We start from the raw sequence: 14,662 nt of genomic DNA on the forward strand, positions 1-14,662 counted from the left end.
CATCCGGCGCTTCGCGCCACCTTCTCCCACAAGGGGAGAAGGAAGAAGGAGGTGCCTTCGTTCGAAGAGCTATCTTCCCTTAAAATTCGCCACGCGCCGCTCTTCCGTCGCCTTCACGCCTTCCTTGAAATCCTCCGTCGCGCGCAGGCGTGTCTGCTCGGCGAGCTCGTGATTGGTCGCGGCCATCACGCGGTCGGCGAGGCCGGCGCGCATCGTGGCGCGGGTGGAGAGCAGGCCGAGCGGCGAGCATTCGGCGATCTCGCCGGCGAGCTTCATCGTGGCTGCCTTGACCTGGTCCTGCGGCACCAGCTCGTTGGCGAGGCCCCATTTGACCGCCTCTTCGCCGGTGACGCGGCGGCTGGTGTAGAACATCAGCTCGGCGTTGTTCTTGCCGATCAGCTCGGGCAGCGTCACGGTCAGGCCGAAGCCGGGATGGAAGCCGAGTTTTGTAAAGTTCGCGGAGAAGCGGGCTTCGGGGCAGGTGACGCGGAAGTCGGCCGACACCGCGAGTCCAAGGCCGCCGCCGATGGCTGCGCCCTGCACGGCGGCAACGATCGGCTTCCTGGCGCGGAAGATGCGCACGGCCTGGATGTAGAGATGGTTGATCGCCCCTAAGCTGTCAGCCGGGTCGCCCTTGGCCTTCCTCTCGGCCTCCTGCGCTTCCTGCGCCTGCCGCGCGGGATCGCCGAAATTGGCGCCGGCGCAGAACGCCTTGCCTTGTGCCGAGAGAACCGAGGCGCGGATCTCGATGTCACGATCGAACTCGTCGAGCGCATCCGCGATCTGGTTGATCAGCGAGATGTCGAAGAAGTTCAGCGGCGGGCGGCGGATCTCGATGGTGCCGACATGCCCAACTTTCTCGACGCCGATATCTTTATAGGTGCTCATAGATTGTCTCCAAACATCTCGATACGTCCGTAGCGAAGAACCACCTCTCCCATAGGGAGAGGTCGGCGCGTAGCGCCGGGTGAGGGGCTGCGGTCCCTCGTGAGAGCAAAACCCCTCACCCGATTTGCTGACGCAAATCGACCTCTCCCTATGGGAGAGGTGATCGGAGCGCGGGGCTGGCGCGTTGCCACGAGCGTTATCGCAAACCAAGTCCGCGGGCGATGATGCCGCGCAGCACCTCGGTGGTGCCGCCCTGGATGGTGAGTTTCGGCGCGGTCTTGATGGCGAAGTCGAGCTGCCGCTCCAGCGTCTCGCGGTTGGTCGCGGTCTCCTCGACGAAGGCGGCGAGATCGCGCACGCGATGCGGCAGCTGCTGCTCCCAGACCGTGCCGATATCCTTGACGATGGAGGCCTCCACCACCGGCTCCTTACCCGCCTGCAGCATGCCGGCAACCGAGACCGACATGCGTCGCATGGTATGAAGCTGTGCGACCAGCCGCCCGATGCCTTCGGCGCTGCGCGTGTCAGGGTCGGGGCCGACCGCGCGGACCAGCTCGGTCAACACGTAATAGGTCTCGAGGAAGCGCTCGGGCCCGGAGCGCTCATAAGCGAGTTCGCTCGTCGCCTGCTTCCAGGCGCCGTCGACCTCGCCGAGCACGTGATCATCAGGGACGAAGAAGTCGGTGAAGACGACCTCGTTGAACTCGTACTGGCCGGTGATCTGGCCGATCGGGTTCACCTTGATGCCCGGCTGCTTCATCTTGACCAAAAATTGCGTCAGGCCGTGGCGGCGGTTTTCCTTGGTCGGTTGTGATGTCCGGAAGATCGCGATCATGTAGTCGGCGATATGTGCCGACGAGGTCCAGATCTTGGTGCCGTTGATAAGGTAGCCGCCGTCGGTCTTGGTCGCGCGCGTCTTTGCCGCGAACAGGTCGGAGCCGGAGTTCGGCTCGCTCATGCCGATGGCAAAGCAGATCTCGCCGCGGCAGATGCGCGGCAGGATATCCATCTTGATGTGTTCAGGGGCGTATTTCAAAAGCACCGGGCCGCTCTGGCGGTCGGCGACGAAGAAGCGCCGCGTCGGCGCGTTGGCGACGCGCATCTCCTCGGTCACCACGTAACGCTCGAGGAAGGAGCGCTCCTGGCCGCCATACTTTTTCGGCCAGGTCATCCCCAGCCAGCCCTTGGCGCCGACCCGGCGGGAAAATTCCGGCGCGTCGGTGTCTTCGCGGTTAGGCTTGTGCGGATCGAAGGTGCCGGCGGCGATTTCCTCGGCGAGGAAGGCGCGCACTTCCTTGCGCAGCTGCTCGCACTTCTCGGGCAGGCGGATCGGGTCGAAACGGAGGGCAGCGGTCATTGTTTCTCTCCCGGATCAGCGCGAAGCCACGAGCGGCCACAATTCATCGGCACCGCGATTTGCCACGAGCTTGCCGAGCTCGACGGCCCAATGGCTCTCCGAACCGAAATCGTCGCGCCAGGCCAGCGCTCGCATCGAATAGCGGTGCAGGATGTGCTCCATGGTGAAGCCGATCGCGCCGTGCACCTGATGCGCGATGGCGCCACCTTTTTCCGCAGCTTCCGCGCAACGGATCTTTGCCGCGGCGGCTTCGAGATAGACCGCGTCGTCGAACGACTTTGCGTTCGCGATAGCGTCGGCCGCGGACGTGGCGGCCGCGAGCGCCGCGGCGGATTCGCCGGCAAGGCGCGCGAGATTGTGCTGCACGGCCTGGAATTTCGAGATCTTCTTCTCGAAGGCGACACGCTCGTTGGAATAGCGCACGGAGATGTCGAGCATGGATTCCAGCGCGCCAGCGATCTGAAGGCTGCGGACGACGCCGCCCATCAGCATCATTGTGGTCTGGTCAAAGCCCTTCGACGCCGGTTTGATCGCGGTAGGCTGGACCTTGTTCAGCGTGACGGTGTCGCTGTGGTCGTAGCCGACATTGAGCCCGGTCTCGATCCGCGCTTTGGTTGCATCGACCAGCGCGACGGAAACCCCATCCTTGCCGTGCGCCAGCACCGCAAAATGCTTCGCCGCCTTGGCAAAGGGCACGCCGCGCGCGCGGCCGGAGAGCGCGCCGTCGGCATCGAGCAGGATGCGATCCTTCGGGGACGCCGGCAGCACCGTCATCTCGCCTTCGGGCGATGCGATCTTCGCCTGCGCCAGCAGCCAGCCTGCCAGCATGGTCTCGGCCAGGGGAACCGCGACGGCAAAGCGGCCCGCAGCGTTCAGCAGGGCAAAACCGTCGGCAAGGCTGGCGCCGGAGCCGCCGAGATCGTCAGGCACCCAGGACAGCGGCAGGCCGGCTTCGCTCAGCGCCTGCCACAGCGGCGCTTGCCACGAATTCTTCTTGTCGTTGTTGATGGTCTGCGGGTCGGCGAGATCGGCGAAGATTTTTTCCGCGGTCTCGACGACGATATTGTCACTCTCCGCCACAGCGTTCCCCGTGTTTTGCCATTGGCGCGTCCGTCCCGGTAGGACGGCGCGCAAGGTCTTCTTGCGCCCGATGATCGGAAAAAGCCATGGCCCTGACAAGCGTTGATCGCAGGTCAACCTGCGGCGCGGGCATGGGCGCAAGGGCCAATAGAAGGCTAATTCCGCTTAGCGGAGTTTGCTTGATTTGCAGGGCGCAGCAAACTCGCTAAACAGGGCCAATGAGCTGAGGCTTGCATCAGAGACAGGGGAAGGAAAACGAGATGGCCAAGGACAGTCTGTGCGCAATCGTGACGGGATCGGCTTCCGGCCTCGGTGCTGCAACCGCGGAAATTCTCGCGCGGAGCGGGGCCCGGCTCGTCATCAACTATTCCTCGAGCCAGAAGGAGGCCGAGGCGACGGCAGAACTCTGCCGCAAGGCCGGCGCTGCGGAAGTCCTGGTCGCGCAAGGCGACGTCTCAAAGGATGACGATTGCCGCAAGATCGTCGCGGCAGCCAGCGGATGGGGCCGGCTCGACGTACTCGTCAACAATGCCGGCACCACCAAGCATGTCGCCCATGCCGATCTCGACGGATTGTCGGCGGAAGATTTCCAGCGCCTCTACGGCGTCAACACCATCGGCCCGTTCCAGATGGTGCGCGCGGCGCGCAGCCTGCTCGAAGCCGGCGCCAAGGCGTCGGAGCGGCCGTCCGCCGTGGTCAACGTGTCCTCGGTCGCCGGCATCAGCGGCGTCGGCTCGTCGATCGCCTACGCCGCAAGCAAGGGCGCGCTCAACACCATGACGCTGTCGCTGTCACGCGCGCTGGCGCCGCTGATCCGCGTCAACACGGTGTGCCCCGGCTATATCGACACGCCCTGGTTCACCAAGGGCCGTGGCGAGGCCGGCGCCAAGCAGGTCCGCGACAGCGTGGTGGCGAAGGTGCCGCTCAAGGTCGCCTCGAGCGCGGAAGACATCGCGCAGCTCGTCTGCTTCCTCGCGATGCCGGCCTCCAGCAACATGACCGGCGAGGTCGTGCGCATGGATGCGGGGATGCATTTGATTACGTGATTGATACCGCGATCGCTCCACGTCATGGCCGGGCTTGACCCGGCCATCCACGTGTCGCCGCGGGGATTTAAAGACGTGGATGCCCGGGTCAAGCCCGGGCATGACGACGAGGAGGCAGTATGCCTCAATCCGTTAGCGCTTTAGGCACTAGCCTTTTATCACACCGCTCGCCACCAGGCGGTGCCAGATGAACAGCACCACCACCGCACCGATGGTGGCCATGATGAAGCCGGCGCCCTGGTCGGGGCTGTAATGGCCGATGGCCTGGCCGACGAAGGTCGCCAGAAACGCGCCGGCGATCCCGAGGATGGTGGTGAGGATGAATCCGCTCGGATTGTTCGGCCCCGGCGCGAGCCAGCGCGCGATGAGGCCGGCAATGAAGCCGACGACGATGATCCACAACAGGCCGCCCATGCTCATGACAGTGTTCCCCTCCCTTTGACGACGATCAGATTCGATCCGAGAGCTCGTTCTCGGTCGGCAGCCGTCCGTCCGGCGTCAGGTGATCGATCACCTGCGGCAGATACTGGCTGAGGCCGGACAGCAACTCGTCGCGCGACAGGCCGCTCTGGGCGGACAGGCTCTCGATCTGGTCGGCGCCGAGCGCGCTGGCGAGATCGCCCGGTGCGACCTGCTTGTTCTCGCCCTTGCCAACCCAGGAATTCGCGGCCTCGCCTTGCCCACCCTGCTGGAGCTGGTTGAGGAGATCGCCCAGCCCGCCGCTGAGCACGGTGCCAGCCGCGCCGCCCGCGAGCAGGCCGCCGAGGCCACCCTTGAGCAAATCGCTGAGACCGCCGCTGCCGCCGGGTCCACCGGGAAGCGCGCTGCTGCCTGTATTCACCGGCGTCGGAGGCGGCAGGGGCGAGCGCTGCTGCGGAGCAGGCGCCGCGCCGGGCTGGCCGGCGGTCATGTGCTTGAAGGCTTTCCAGGCGAGCAGGCCGAGCAGCGCCATGGTCATCGGCGACATGCCGCCGGAGGATTGCTCAGAGCTGGGTGTGCTGGGGCCGCGCGGGCCGTTCTGCATGCCGTTGAGGACGTCGAGTAGACCCATGGTGCTCTCCTTTGGCGTCTCGTTCGGCGAGCGCTCGCCGGTGACAGCCCCCGGGCGAAAACATATGGGGCTCTCATGACGGTTACAAGGCGGATGCATCGCAACCGATGGGCAGCCGGCCTCGTCTCTGCTATCGAAGGCCCGCATTCAGGGAGCGAGGTCAGTGGTTACGGATCGACCGATCGTGGTGGCCGGCGCCGGCGCCATCGGCTGTTTCGTCGGCGGCATGCTGGCGGCCGCAGGCCGCCGCGTCGCGCTGCTGGTGCGGCCGCGGGTAAAGACCGAGATCGAGCGGTTCGGCCTGCGCCTGACCGATTTCGATGGCTCCGAGAAGAGGCTCGGCGCGGGCCAGCTCGCGCTGTCGGAGGATCCTTCGATCTTCCACAGCGCCGGCATCGTGCTGGTGACGGTGAAGAGCGCGGACACCGCCGATGTCGCCGATCAGATCGCACAGCATGCGCCTGAGGACGCCGTCATCGTGTCCCTGCAAAACGGCATCGGCAATGTCGCGGTGCTGCGCGAGCGTCTCGGCGAGCGGCGCGTGCTGGCCGGGATGGTACCGTTCAACGTGATCGCGATGGGTGAGGGCCGCTTCCACCGCTCGACCTCCGGCGACATCCATATCGGCGAGGACGACGCGAACACGGCGCCCGCGCTGTCGGTGCCAGGCCTCGCGATGCGCGCGAGCCGTGACATCACCGGCGTGCAATGGGGCAAGCTGATCATCAATTTGAACAATGCGCTCAGCGCGCTGTCCGACATGCCGCTTGCTGCGCAACTGGCGAACCGCGACTGGCGAAGGCTGTTCGCGGACCAGATGGCGGAGGGGCTGGCCGCCCTGAAGGCTGCCGGCATCACGCCGGTCTCGGCAACGCCGATTCCAATGGGGTGGACGCCGACCCTGCTGAGGCTGCCGGACATGATCTTCAACGCGATCCTGGGGCGCACGATGAAGATCGATCCCGAGGCGCGCTCCTCGATGTGGCAGGATCTGAAGCAGGGCCGCAAGACCGAGATCGACTATCTCCAGGGCGCCGTCATCGCGCTGGCCGAGCAAAACAATGTGGATGTGCCGCTGATGCGCCGCATTGTTGCGCTGATCAGGGAAGCCGAAGTCGCGGGCAACGGTCCGCCCGGCCTGATGCCGCAGCAGATTCGTGGGACGGCCTGAGTGCGAGGAGGCGCGCGATGAGGCGTTGTCTAATGATAGGGCTTGCGCTGGCCGCGCTCTGCGGCGCATCTACGCTCGCGTATGCAAGGCCGCCGACGGTCGTGAGCTCTCCGGGCTATGACAGGCGCTTGCAAGAGAGCAGGTCGCAGTTGGGCACTCCAACAGCGCCAGCGACTGCGCCGGTGGTCAAACCGAAGCGTGGCAAGAAGAAGCAGCCGAACTGAAGCCCACTCTCCGCTGTCGTCCCGGATCAGTGCTTACGCTTGTCCGGGACGACAGCGGAGTTTGCGATGGCTAGCTCAGCCCTTCTTCGCCGGCTTGCTCGGCGTCGGGTTGAACAGCTTCTTCAAATCGTTCAGGCTTTCCGACAGGCGCGGCCATTCGCAGGAGAACGAGCCCTTGGTGCAGGGCGCGCCCTTCGGCCGCGGGCCGGCAGCCTGCTGCACCTTCGGCCGCTCGACCGGGACTGGCACGCGTTCGACGTCGGTTCGCAATGCGATCTGCTGAAGCTGCTGGACCTGTTGTTCCTGCTGCTCGCGCTGCTGTCGCGCGGTGGCTTGGGCGGCTTCGTTGCTGCGGCGCTGCTTGGCGAGGTAGGCGGTGTAGGCTTCGTCGATCTTCTTCTGCTCCTCCGGGGTTGGGTTCGGCCCGGCGATGTCGAAGGTGCGATCCTGGAGGAAGTCATAATAGGAATAGCCGCCACCAGCCTTGCGGCGGCCGGCGAACTTGGCGTTGCAATCGGCAAGCGCGGCCGTCTTCTCGGCCTTGCTCGCGGCCTTCTCGGCAGCGTCGGCGCACTCCTCGAAGTCAACAGGCGCACGCTTCCACCATTGCGCCTGGGCATGCGGCGGCGTCAGCAGAAAAAATCCTGCTGCGGCAACGAGAAACGGCGCCGCGCGACGCGATGCAACTACGACCGACATTCTACGAGAGCATTCCTTGCAAAACTCAACTCAACCCGCCCTGAGTCGAGCCGGATTTTTGCCTGTTTATCGCCGGCTTGTCACCCATGGAACTTGGGAATTTCATGGCTGGGATGCTGACATTTTTTGCTTGACGTGGCGCGGGAGTCACAGCCGCGCGGCAGGCGATGCGCGTACACTTTTATCGATTTGAATTCGAAGGGGAATGTCCGTCATGAAAGCGCTGGCCAGTCTCGTCGTCATCGCACTGGTGCTGATTTGCGACCATTCCTTCGCGGCGGACGAAGTCGCACCCAACCACAAGCCGGTGAGGGCGATTGCCGACGCGCGGCTTTCGGTCGGCGGCCAGGGCATGCTGCCGCTGTACCTCTCCAGCGACTGGTCGATGCCGCTGCCGGCGATCTCGCGCGCGATCATCGTGCTCCATGGAAGGTTGCGCAATGCCGACCAATATTATCTGTCGGCCCACACCGCACAGGTGGCGGCGGGCGACGACGGCAAGCGCGCACTCATGATCGTGCCGCAGTTCCTGGCGGAGATCGATGTCGAGGCGCACAAGCTGCCGGCAGATATGCTGCGCTGGTCGCTGGAGGGCTGGGAGGGCGGCGACGCCGCGCTGGCGCCCAATCCGGTCTCATCGTTCGAGGCGCTCGATGCGATCCTGGCAAAGCTCTCCGACCGGCGGATCTTCCCGAACCTGAAACAGGTCGTGGTCGCCGGCCATTCCGGCGGCGGCCAGGTCGCGCAGCGCTACGCCATCGCCGGCAAGGGCGAGGCGGCGCTGTCGCGCCAGCACATCGATGTCCGCTATGTCGTCGCCAATCCTTCGTCCTATGCCTATTTCAATGCCAAGCGGCCGGTGCCCGCCATCGCCGCTGCCTGCCCGGGCTACAACAATTGGAAATACGGCATGGACGAGCGGCCGCCCTATCTTGCGAACGTCACGCCGGCCGCGCTGGAGCAGCGCTATGTCGAGCGCGAGGTGGTCTATCTGCTCGGCACTCTCGACACCAATCCGGAGCATTCCGCGCTGGACAAGAGCTGCATGGCCAGGGCGCAGGGCCCCACGCGCTACGCCCGCGGCCACGCCTATGCGGACGCGATGGCCAAGCGCGACCATGGCACGCCCAATCACAGGGTCTGGGACGTCTCAGGTGTCGGCCATGACGGCGACAAGATGCTGACTTCGCCATGCGGGCTGGCTGCGCTGTTCGACAGTCCGGGCTGCGGCGCGGAGCGCTGATGGCGCTGGCATTCGTGCGTTCGGCGATCGCTACTGGAGCGTGCGGCTAAAGAGATAGCGTTGCGGCGCGCCGGGCAGGAACGAATTTTCGTCGATGCCGCCGGGTTCGAATTGCATGTTACGCCACTTGTGAAAGGTGAAATCGAAGCCGTCGCTGTCGAACGTGAACTCATAGAAGCCGTGCGCTGATGAATATTCAGATGCGCTCGGGCAGCAGAAGTAGACGGTTTGATGGTTAGGGTCCGGTGCCAGCTCGGACGCGCCGAAATCATGAGCTCGATATTCCCTGTGCTCGTGTCCGAACAGGACGACATGGATTCCGGCCTTGATGCAGAACTCCTTGAATTCGGCGCTGTTCTCCATCAGCGTGGTACCGCGGCGGTCGAACGGATGATGATGCAGGAGAACCACCCTTACGCAATTGGAGTAGCGGACACGAAGGTCGGCGCCGCCCCCCAGATTGCGAACAATTCCGTCGCCCTGGATCGCGCGTGCCTTGCGCATGAACGAATCGAGCGTGCCGTGCTCCAGCCTGCCGCGCGCAAGCCGGTCCCACCACCAGAAATTGACGAAGACGCCAGGTGTGGAGTCGAACACGAAGAAAAGGATGGCGTGTTCGTCCGGATCGTTCGCTGTACCTTGTTCGCGGAGGCCCACGACATAGGGATATTCGGTCGGCAGTCCGAGAGCCCTTTCGAAGGCCGCGCCCTGGACCTGAAAGCCAGCATATTTGCGCGTCCATCGATCGTGATTGCCAGGCAGCAGCAATCGTCGCTGCGCGCTCGCATTCAGGCCGAGGGTGTAGACCTGCGACGGCTCGCCGGCGCGAACTTCTTCGTTCTCGACGTAGGACAGGCAGGTGGCAAGCGCCGCGGTCGAGCCGTCGGTCGCGAGATCGCCCGTACACAGAACGGCGTCAAAGCGACCATCCTGGCGCTCAAGTCGATCCATCTGGCGAGCCAACGCAACCAGCCGGCTGAAGCAATGACCCTTTGCGCGGCCCGCTTGGTAGAAGGCCCGCTTTTCGTGGGTCAGCTGGGGGACGAAGTGAAAATCAGACAGTTGAGCGATCCTGCCGATGGGCATTGCGAGGCCCTCAAATGCGTTGATCAAAATACTAAACGGACGGAGATGCTTCTTCGTTAGCCGCCGGCGGTTTCAATATGACGACCGTTCGTGAAAGGACTTTCTTCCTGAACGCAAGTCCGTCGCAGAGTTTGATGCTGTAGGAACGTGGGACGCGGAAGCCCGCGGCTATCTGGGAAATCTCGACCACGTTCCGGTGGCGGTGCCGAGGAGCGCGCCAAGAGAACCAACCCCGGCCAAGTTCAAAGGATCGCTCGTCCCAGTCAGAAAGTTGATACAGGAGCCTTGCAAAAGGATCGCCCTCCGGCTCAGATCGCGCTTCGGCAGGATGAATCTTTCCGATCTCGACAATCGAGCCGCCGTTGGGCCCAAGTCTTTCCACGCGGTTCTCGATCAGAAACAGAGCGAACTCGGATAGCTCACGGTCGAGGCCGCTCGACCTTGCCATCGCTTCGATGATTTCCGTTCGCGAGACCCAGTCATCGCTAAATCGGTCCTCTGTGGTGATTTCCCCGATCTCGCCCGAATAAACGATGCCCCGCGTCGATTTAGATCGCACCCGGCGCATGACAGATTCGCCAACGCTGTTCACGAGTGCCGTGAGGATGCCGTCGCGTTCGAGCGGCAGGAGGGGCCGGCGCGTCAACCGCAGAACGACACCATCGAAGAGCGTCGGAAGCAAGTCAGTCAACAACATGACAGCTCACCATTCGCGCGTCCGTGAAGTCACATACTGCTACAGGTTGATATCGCAATCAATATCCGCAATGCAAGCATTGCTCGCGCAGGAGATAGGGGTTTCGAAGTCTTGAAGGCGCGGGTATCACTGCTACAGTTCTCTTTGTGAAGGTCCCGCACCACGACGGGACGATCGTCAAGAAAAGTGGAAACGCCTGATGCTGCTGCCCTTGTCCGACGTGCCGCGCTGGTACGCTGAACGCAAACCGCACGGTACGATCGCCATCCAGCATGGACAGAATAAGCTGACATGGGACGAACTCGAGCGTGGCGCCAACCGGCGGGCGCGGGCATTCATGGCCAAGGGCGTCAAGCCCGGCGACTTCGTCGCGATCGGATTGCCCAACGGCAATGCGTTCTTCGAGACATCCTTTGCAGTGTGGAAGTGCGGGGCGACGCCGACCTCGCTGTCATGGCGGTTGCCGCGCGGCGAGGCCGCCGCCGTGCTCGACATTCTCAAGCCGGCGCTGGTGGTCGGCGGCGAGGCCGACTGGAATGCGCCGAACCGTCTCCCGGCTGATTTCGTGCCGGACGGATTCTCGGACGAGCCGCTCAATCCGCCGGTGGCGCGCTACTGGAAGGCCATGACCTCAGGCGGCTCGACCGGTCGTCCCAAGGTGATCCTCGATCACCAGCCGGCGGTGACCGACACGGTCGTCGTGCCGCCGCTCAATATCCCCTTTGGCGTCTCGCTGCTCAATCCCGGTCCACTCTACCACAATGCGCCGTTCATCGTATCGCATTACGCGCTGTTCACCGGCGGCCAGCTCACCGGCCTCATCAAGTTCGACGCCGAGGAGACATTGCGGCAGATCGAACGCGAGCGCGTGCAATGGGTCAATTTCGTGCCGACCATGATGCACCGGATCTGGGCGCTGCCAGAGAACGTGCGCAACGCCTACGATTTGTCGAGCCTTCAGACGGTCTTCCATATGGCGGCCCCGATGCCACCCTGGCTCAAAGAGAACTGGATCGCCTGGCTCGGACCCGAGCGAATCTGGGAGCTTTACGGCGGCACCGAGCGGCAGGGCTCCTGCATCATATCAGGCACGGAATGGCTGACGCACAAGGGCTCGGTCGGCAAGATCGGCGAGATGGCCAAGCTGCGCATCATCGGCGAGGACGGCAACGACGTTGCACCGGGCGAGACCGGCGAGATCTATTTCCTCAACAATGACGGCAAGGACGCGACCTACCACTATCTCGGCGCCGAGCCGAAGCGCCGCGGCGACGGCTGGGAATCGCTCGGCGATATCGGCCGGCTGGATGCCGAGGGCTATCTCTATCTCGGCGACCGCCTCGCCGACATGGTGCTGCGCGGCGGCGCCAACATCTACCCGGCCGAAGTCGAGGCCGCCGTTTCCGCCTGTCCCGGCGTTCGCTCCTGCGTCGTGGTCGGATTGCCCGATCCGGAATTGGGCCAGCGCGTGCACGCCATCATCGAGCCGGAGCCCGATGCGGATGGCCAGGCCATCGCCGACGGCATGGCAGACCTCTTGAAGGACCGGCTCAGCCGCTACAAGCACCCCGAGAGTTTCGAGATCGTCGGCGCCCCGCCGCGCGATGATTCCGGAAAAGTGCGCCGCACCCTGTTGCGCGACGAGCGCGCAGCATGGATGAAGGAGGGGCGCGCTTTCCGGATCATGCCGTCGAAGGCGCGGGCGCACGCCGAATAAGAAAATGCTCGAAAGGACTCTTTGACATGACCATCACCATCGCAGCGAACAGCGTGCCGAAACCGCCGGCTGAGATTATCCAAGGCTTTCGCGGTGCGCCGACCTCGGTCATCTCCGACAATCTCGCCCGCCTGCCCGGCGCGGTGGGGCTGAAGCCCTATCATCGCGGCGGCAAGCTGGTGGGGACGGCTTTCACGGTGCGCACGCGGCCCGGCGACAATCTCGCCATTCACCGCGCGCTGGAGCTGGTCGGTCCCGGCGACGTCATCGTGGTCGACGGTGGCGGCGACGAGACGCGGGCGCTGGTCGGCGAGATCATGAAGAACATCGCCCAATGGCGCAAAGCGGAAGGCTACGTGATCGACGGCGCGATCCGCGACGTCGCGGCGTTCGCGGCTGACGACTTTCCCTGCTATGCCCGCGCCGTGATCCATCGCGGCCCCTACAAGAACGGCCCCGGCGAGATCAACGTGCCCGTCTCTGTCGGCGGCAGCGTGATCTCGCCCGGCGACATCGTCGTCGGCGACGAGGACGGCGTGGTGTCGTTCCCCGCCGCGGGCGGGGCGGCGCTGCTGGACGCCGTGCGCGCCCAGGTCGCGCGCGAGGAGGAGACCATGAAGGCGATCCGCGAGGGTCGCTATCAGGGCGCCTACGGCAAGTCCTGATCCGAGAGAAACGAAGGGAGAATGGTGTGAGCCAGAAGGACGAATTTCACAACATCGACGATGCCAGCGACGGGCTGTTTCGCGAGCTCGCGGCGGGGGTGACCACGCGCATCTTCTCCGGCGAGCAGGCGATGCTGTCGGTGGTGACGCTGGCGCCGCATGCGCAGGGCACGCTGCATCATCATCCCGAGGAGCAATGGGGCGTGCTGCTCGACGGCTCCGCCATCCGCGTCCAGGGCGACGAGGAAATCCCGGTGAAGAAGGGCGACTTCTGGCGCACACCCGGCAATGTGCCGCACACTATGCGCGCCGGCCCCGATGGCGCACGGGTGCTGGACATCTTCAGTCCACCGCGGCCGGAATATAAGAAAGCGGGGTCGGGCTTCGGGACGACCTAGCGCTAGAAAGCAAAAAGCTAAGCGCAAAATAAATCAGGGAGGGGACCATGACGATCACACGACGCACGCTGCTGGCCGCGCCGGCCATCCTCGCGATGGCACCGGCTACGGCGCAGGCCGGCAAGATCACGCTGGTGGTGCCGTTTCCGCCGGGCGGATCGACCGATGCCATGGCGCGGCTGCTCCAGAGCAATCTGCAAACCAAGCTGAACCGCATCGTGGTGGTCGAGAACAAATCAGGCGCCGCCGGCGCGCTCGGTGCGGCACAGGTCGCCAAGAGCCCGGCGGACGGCTCGACCTTCCTGGTGACGTTCGATTCCCATGCGGTGATCCCGTCCATCCTCGACAAGCCGCCGGTCGATGTCGAGCGCGAGCTGATGCCGGTCCTGCTGATTGGTACCGCGCCTTACGTGATCGCCGCGGGCGCCGGCCGCCCCTACAAGAGCTTCGCGGACGTAGTGGCGGCCTGCAAGGCGACCCCCGGCGCGGTGAAATACGCCTCCGTCGGCATCGGCACGCTGGGCCATCTCGCCATGACCGTGCTCGGCAGCAAGGCCGGCGTCGAAATCATGCATGTGCCCTATCGCGGCGGTGGCCCGGCCATGAACGACGTGCTCGGCGGCCATGTCGATCTCATCGCGGGATCGGCGGCGCTGGTCGCCGCCCAGCTCGGCACCAACATGCTGCGGCCGATCCTGCAACTCGGCCGCACGCGGCTGCCGGCCCTGCCGGAGACGCAGACCGCGATCGAGGCCGGCTTTCCGGACTTCGAGACGCTGGCATGGTGGGGCATCTTCGCGCCCACGGGCACGCCGCCCGACGTCATGGCCGCCATGGCGACGGCGTCCAAGGAGATCCTGAGCGAGCCCGCAACCGCCGCCCAGCTCAAGGAGACGCAGCAGATGACCTTGCTGCTCGAGGACGGTGCCGCCTTCAAGTCCTTCTTCGACAAGCAGGTCGCCTATTGGGGCAAGGTGGTGAAGGACAACAATATCAAGGCGTAAGGCCGCCGGCAGCCTTACGTATTGGTCGCGGCGAGGGCTTCCGATCCCGCCACCGCTTTGATATGTACACGTCAGGCAACCCGCCTTTAGCGGCGGGTTCCGCGGTCCCGTAGCTCAGCCGGATAGAGCGACGGTTTCCTAAACCGTAGGTCGGAAGTTCGAGTCTTCCCGGGATCGCCATTTTCTCAGACACTTCACCTATTGCTCGCCGGTCCCAGCCGGGCGCGGGAGTATCGTCCCAGTCCTTCGTCCTCGTGTACGCCAGCCGCGGTCGCGCGAGCGGCAATGACAACGCCTGTCATCCGGCTAGCGGAAGAGTAGCGCCAGGGGTATTGT

General features: G+C 64.6%; 15 protein-coding genes and 1 tRNA gene. 8 read left to right on the plus strand and 8 right to left on the minus strand.

The window, feature by feature from the left end; all coding sequences use genetic code 11:
- Positions 1–69: 69 nt before the first annotated feature.
- From NLM27_RS35340 to NLM27_RS35350, 3 genes are all read right to left on the minus strand, one after another.
- Complete coding sequence (locus NLM27_RS35340; RefSeq protein WP_254147661.1) at positions 70–888, minus strand: enoyl-CoA hydratase/isomerase family protein; 819 nt, start codon at positions 886–888, stop codon at positions 70–72.
- A 196-nt stretch (positions 889–1,084) separates the two neighbouring features.
- On the minus strand, positions 1,085–2,245 hold the full coding sequence (locus tag NLM27_RS35345; RefSeq protein ID WP_254147662.1) for an acyl-CoA dehydrogenase family protein: 1,161 nt from the start codon (positions 2,243–2,245) through the stop codon (positions 1,085–1,087).
- Positions 2,246–2,260: 15 nt separating this feature from the next.
- Positions 2,261–3,325, minus strand: a complete 1,065-nt coding sequence (locus tag NLM27_RS35350) for an acyl-CoA dehydrogenase family protein (RefSeq protein ID WP_254147663.1) — start codon at positions 3,323–3,325, stop codon at positions 2,261–2,263.
- 260 nt (positions 3,326–3,585) lie between these two features.
- Between NLM27_RS35350 and NLM27_RS35355 the strand changes: the two genes are divergently transcribed.
- Entirely contained in the window at positions 3,586–4,371 is a 786-nt protein-coding gene (locus NLM27_RS35355; protein WP_254147664.1) for an SDR family NAD(P)-dependent oxidoreductase, read from the plus strand.
- Positions 4,372–4,518: 147 nt separating this feature from the next.
- Here NLM27_RS35355 and NLM27_RS35360 read toward each other — a convergent pair whose 3' ends face one another.
- Both NLM27_RS35360 and NLM27_RS35365 read right to left on the minus strand, forming a co-directional pair.
- Positions 4,519–4,791 carry a GlsB/YeaQ/YmgE family stress response membrane protein gene (locus NLM27_RS35360; protein WP_083636342.1) on the minus strand — a complete coding sequence of 91 codons (273 nt, stop codon included), beginning with the start codon at positions 4,789–4,791 and terminating at the stop codon, positions 4,519–4,521.
- A 28-nt stretch (positions 4,792–4,819) separates the two neighbouring features.
- Complete coding sequence (locus NLM27_RS35365; RefSeq protein WP_254147665.1) at positions 4,820–5,422, minus strand: YidB family protein; 603 nt, start codon at positions 5,420–5,422, stop codon at positions 4,820–4,822.
- Between the two features lie 163 nt (positions 5,423–5,585).
- Here NLM27_RS35365 and NLM27_RS35370 point away from each other — a divergent pair, with 163 nt between their 5' ends.
- Positions 5,586–6,593, plus strand: coding sequence for a 2-dehydropantoate 2-reductase (locus NLM27_RS35370; RefSeq protein WP_254147666.1), 1,008 nt, complete (start codon positions 5,586–5,588; stop codon positions 6,591–6,593).
- A 299-nt stretch (positions 6,594–6,892) separates the two neighbouring features.
- Here NLM27_RS35370 and NLM27_RS35380 read toward each other — a convergent pair whose 3' ends face one another.
- Entirely contained in the window at positions 6,893–7,516 is a 624-nt protein-coding gene (locus NLM27_RS35380) for a hypothetical protein (protein ID WP_254147668.1), read from the minus strand.
- 214 nt (positions 7,517–7,730) lie between these two features.
- Here NLM27_RS35380 and NLM27_RS35385 point away from each other — a divergent pair, with 214 nt between their 5' ends.
- Positions 7,731–8,759: an alpha/beta hydrolase gene (locus NLM27_RS35385; protein WP_254149011.1), complete on the plus strand. Its 1,029-nt coding sequence runs from the start codon at positions 7,731–7,733 to the stop codon at positions 8,757–8,759.
- 30 nt (positions 8,760–8,789) lie between these two features.
- Here the strand turns inward: NLM27_RS35385 and NLM27_RS35390 are convergent, their stop codons facing one another.
- Entirely contained in the window at positions 8,790–9,845 is a 1,056-nt protein-coding gene (locus NLM27_RS35390) for a metallophosphoesterase (protein ID WP_254147669.1), read from the minus strand.
- Positions 9,846–9,876: 31 nt separating this feature from the next.
- On the minus strand, positions 9,877–10,542 hold the full coding sequence (locus NLM27_RS35395; protein WP_254147670.1) for a hypothetical protein: 666 nt from the start codon (positions 10,540–10,542) through the stop codon (positions 9,877–9,879).
- Between the two features lie 199 nt (positions 10,543–10,741).
- On the opposite strand from NLM27_RS35395, the gene NLM27_RS35400 reads away from it, so the two are divergent.
- From NLM27_RS35400 to NLM27_RS35420, 5 genes are all read left to right on the plus strand, one after another.
- A complete protein-coding gene (locus NLM27_RS35400; RefSeq protein ID WP_254147671.1) occupies positions 10,742–12,259 on the plus strand; it encodes an AMP-binding protein in 1,518 nt (505 codons plus the stop codon).
- Between the two features lie 26 nt (positions 12,260–12,285).
- The gene (locus NLM27_RS35405; RefSeq protein ID WP_254147672.1) at positions 12,286–12,924 is read left to right on the plus strand and encodes an RraA family protein; all 639 of its coding nucleotides are present in this window, start codon (positions 12,286–12,288) and stop codon (positions 12,922–12,924) included.
- A 26-nt stretch (positions 12,925–12,950) separates the two neighbouring features.
- Positions 12,951–13,322 (plus strand): dimethylsulfonioproprionate lyase family protein, encoded by a 372-nt coding sequence (locus NLM27_RS35410; protein ID WP_035708285.1) that lies wholly within the window; start codon positions 12,951–12,953, stop codon positions 13,320–13,322.
- Positions 13,323–13,369: 47 nt separating this feature from the next.
- The gene (locus tag NLM27_RS35415) at positions 13,370–14,326 is read left to right on the plus strand and encodes a tripartite tricarboxylate transporter substrate-binding protein (protein WP_254147673.1); all 957 of its coding nucleotides are present in this window, start codon (positions 13,370–13,372) and stop codon (positions 14,324–14,326) included.
- A gap of 103 nt (positions 14,327–14,429) precedes the next feature.
- Positions 14,430–14,506: transfer RNA gene (locus NLM27_RS35420), tRNA-Arg, on the plus strand.
- Positions 14,507–14,662: the final 156 nt, after the last annotated feature.

This window comes from Bradyrhizobium sp. CCGB12, from assembly GCF_024199845.1.
Classification (GTDB): Bacteria; Pseudomonadota; Alphaproteobacteria; order Rhizobiales; family Xanthobacteraceae; genus Bradyrhizobium.

Bases quoted from the DNA above. Each gene is read 5' to 3' on its own strand.
- NLM27_RS35345 (WP_254147662.1), bottom strand. From the start codon at position 2,245: ATGACCGCTGCCCTCCGTTTCGACCCGATCCGCCTGCCCGAGAAGTGC.
- NLM27_RS35390 (WP_254147669.1), bottom strand. From the start codon at position 9,845: ATGCCCATCGGCAGGATCGCTCAACTGTCTGATTTTCACTTCGTCCCC.
- NLM27_RS35415 (WP_254147673.1), top strand. From the start codon at position 13,370: ATGACGATCACACGACGCACGCTGCTGGCCGCGCCGGCCATCCTCGCG.
- NLM27_RS35355 (WP_254147664.1), top strand. From the start codon at position 3,586: ATGGCCAAGGACAGTCTGTGCGCAATCGTGACGGGATCGGCTTCCGGC.
- NLM27_RS35380 (WP_254147668.1), bottom strand. From the start codon at position 7,516: ATGTCGGTCGTAGTTGCATCGCGTCGCGCGGCGCCGTTTCTCGTTGCC.
- NLM27_RS35340 (WP_254147661.1), bottom strand. From the start codon at position 888: ATGAGCACCTATAAAGATATCGGCGTCGAGAAAGTTGGGCATGTCGGC.
- NLM27_RS35385 (WP_254149011.1), top strand. From the start codon at position 7,731: ATGAAAGCGCTGGCCAGTCTCGTCGTCATCGCACTGGTGCTGATTTGC.
- NLM27_RS35395 (WP_254147670.1), bottom strand. From the start codon at position 10,542: ATGTTGTTGACTGACTTGCTTCCGACGCTCTTCGATGGTGTCGTTCTG.
- NLM27_RS35365 (WP_254147665.1), bottom strand. From the start codon at position 5,422: ATGGGTCTACTCGACGTCCTCAACGGCATGCAGAACGGCCCGCGCGGC.
- NLM27_RS35400 (WP_254147671.1), top strand. From the start codon at position 10,742: ATGCTGCTGCCCTTGTCCGACGTGCCGCGCTGGTACGCTGAACGCAAA.
- NLM27_RS35405 (WP_254147672.1), top strand. From the start codon at position 12,286: ATGACCATCACCATCGCAGCGAACAGCGTGCCGAAACCGCCGGCTGAG.
- NLM27_RS35360 (WP_083636342.1), bottom strand. From the start codon at position 4,791: ATGAGCATGGGCGGCCTGTTGTGGATCATCGTCGTCGGCTTCATTGCC.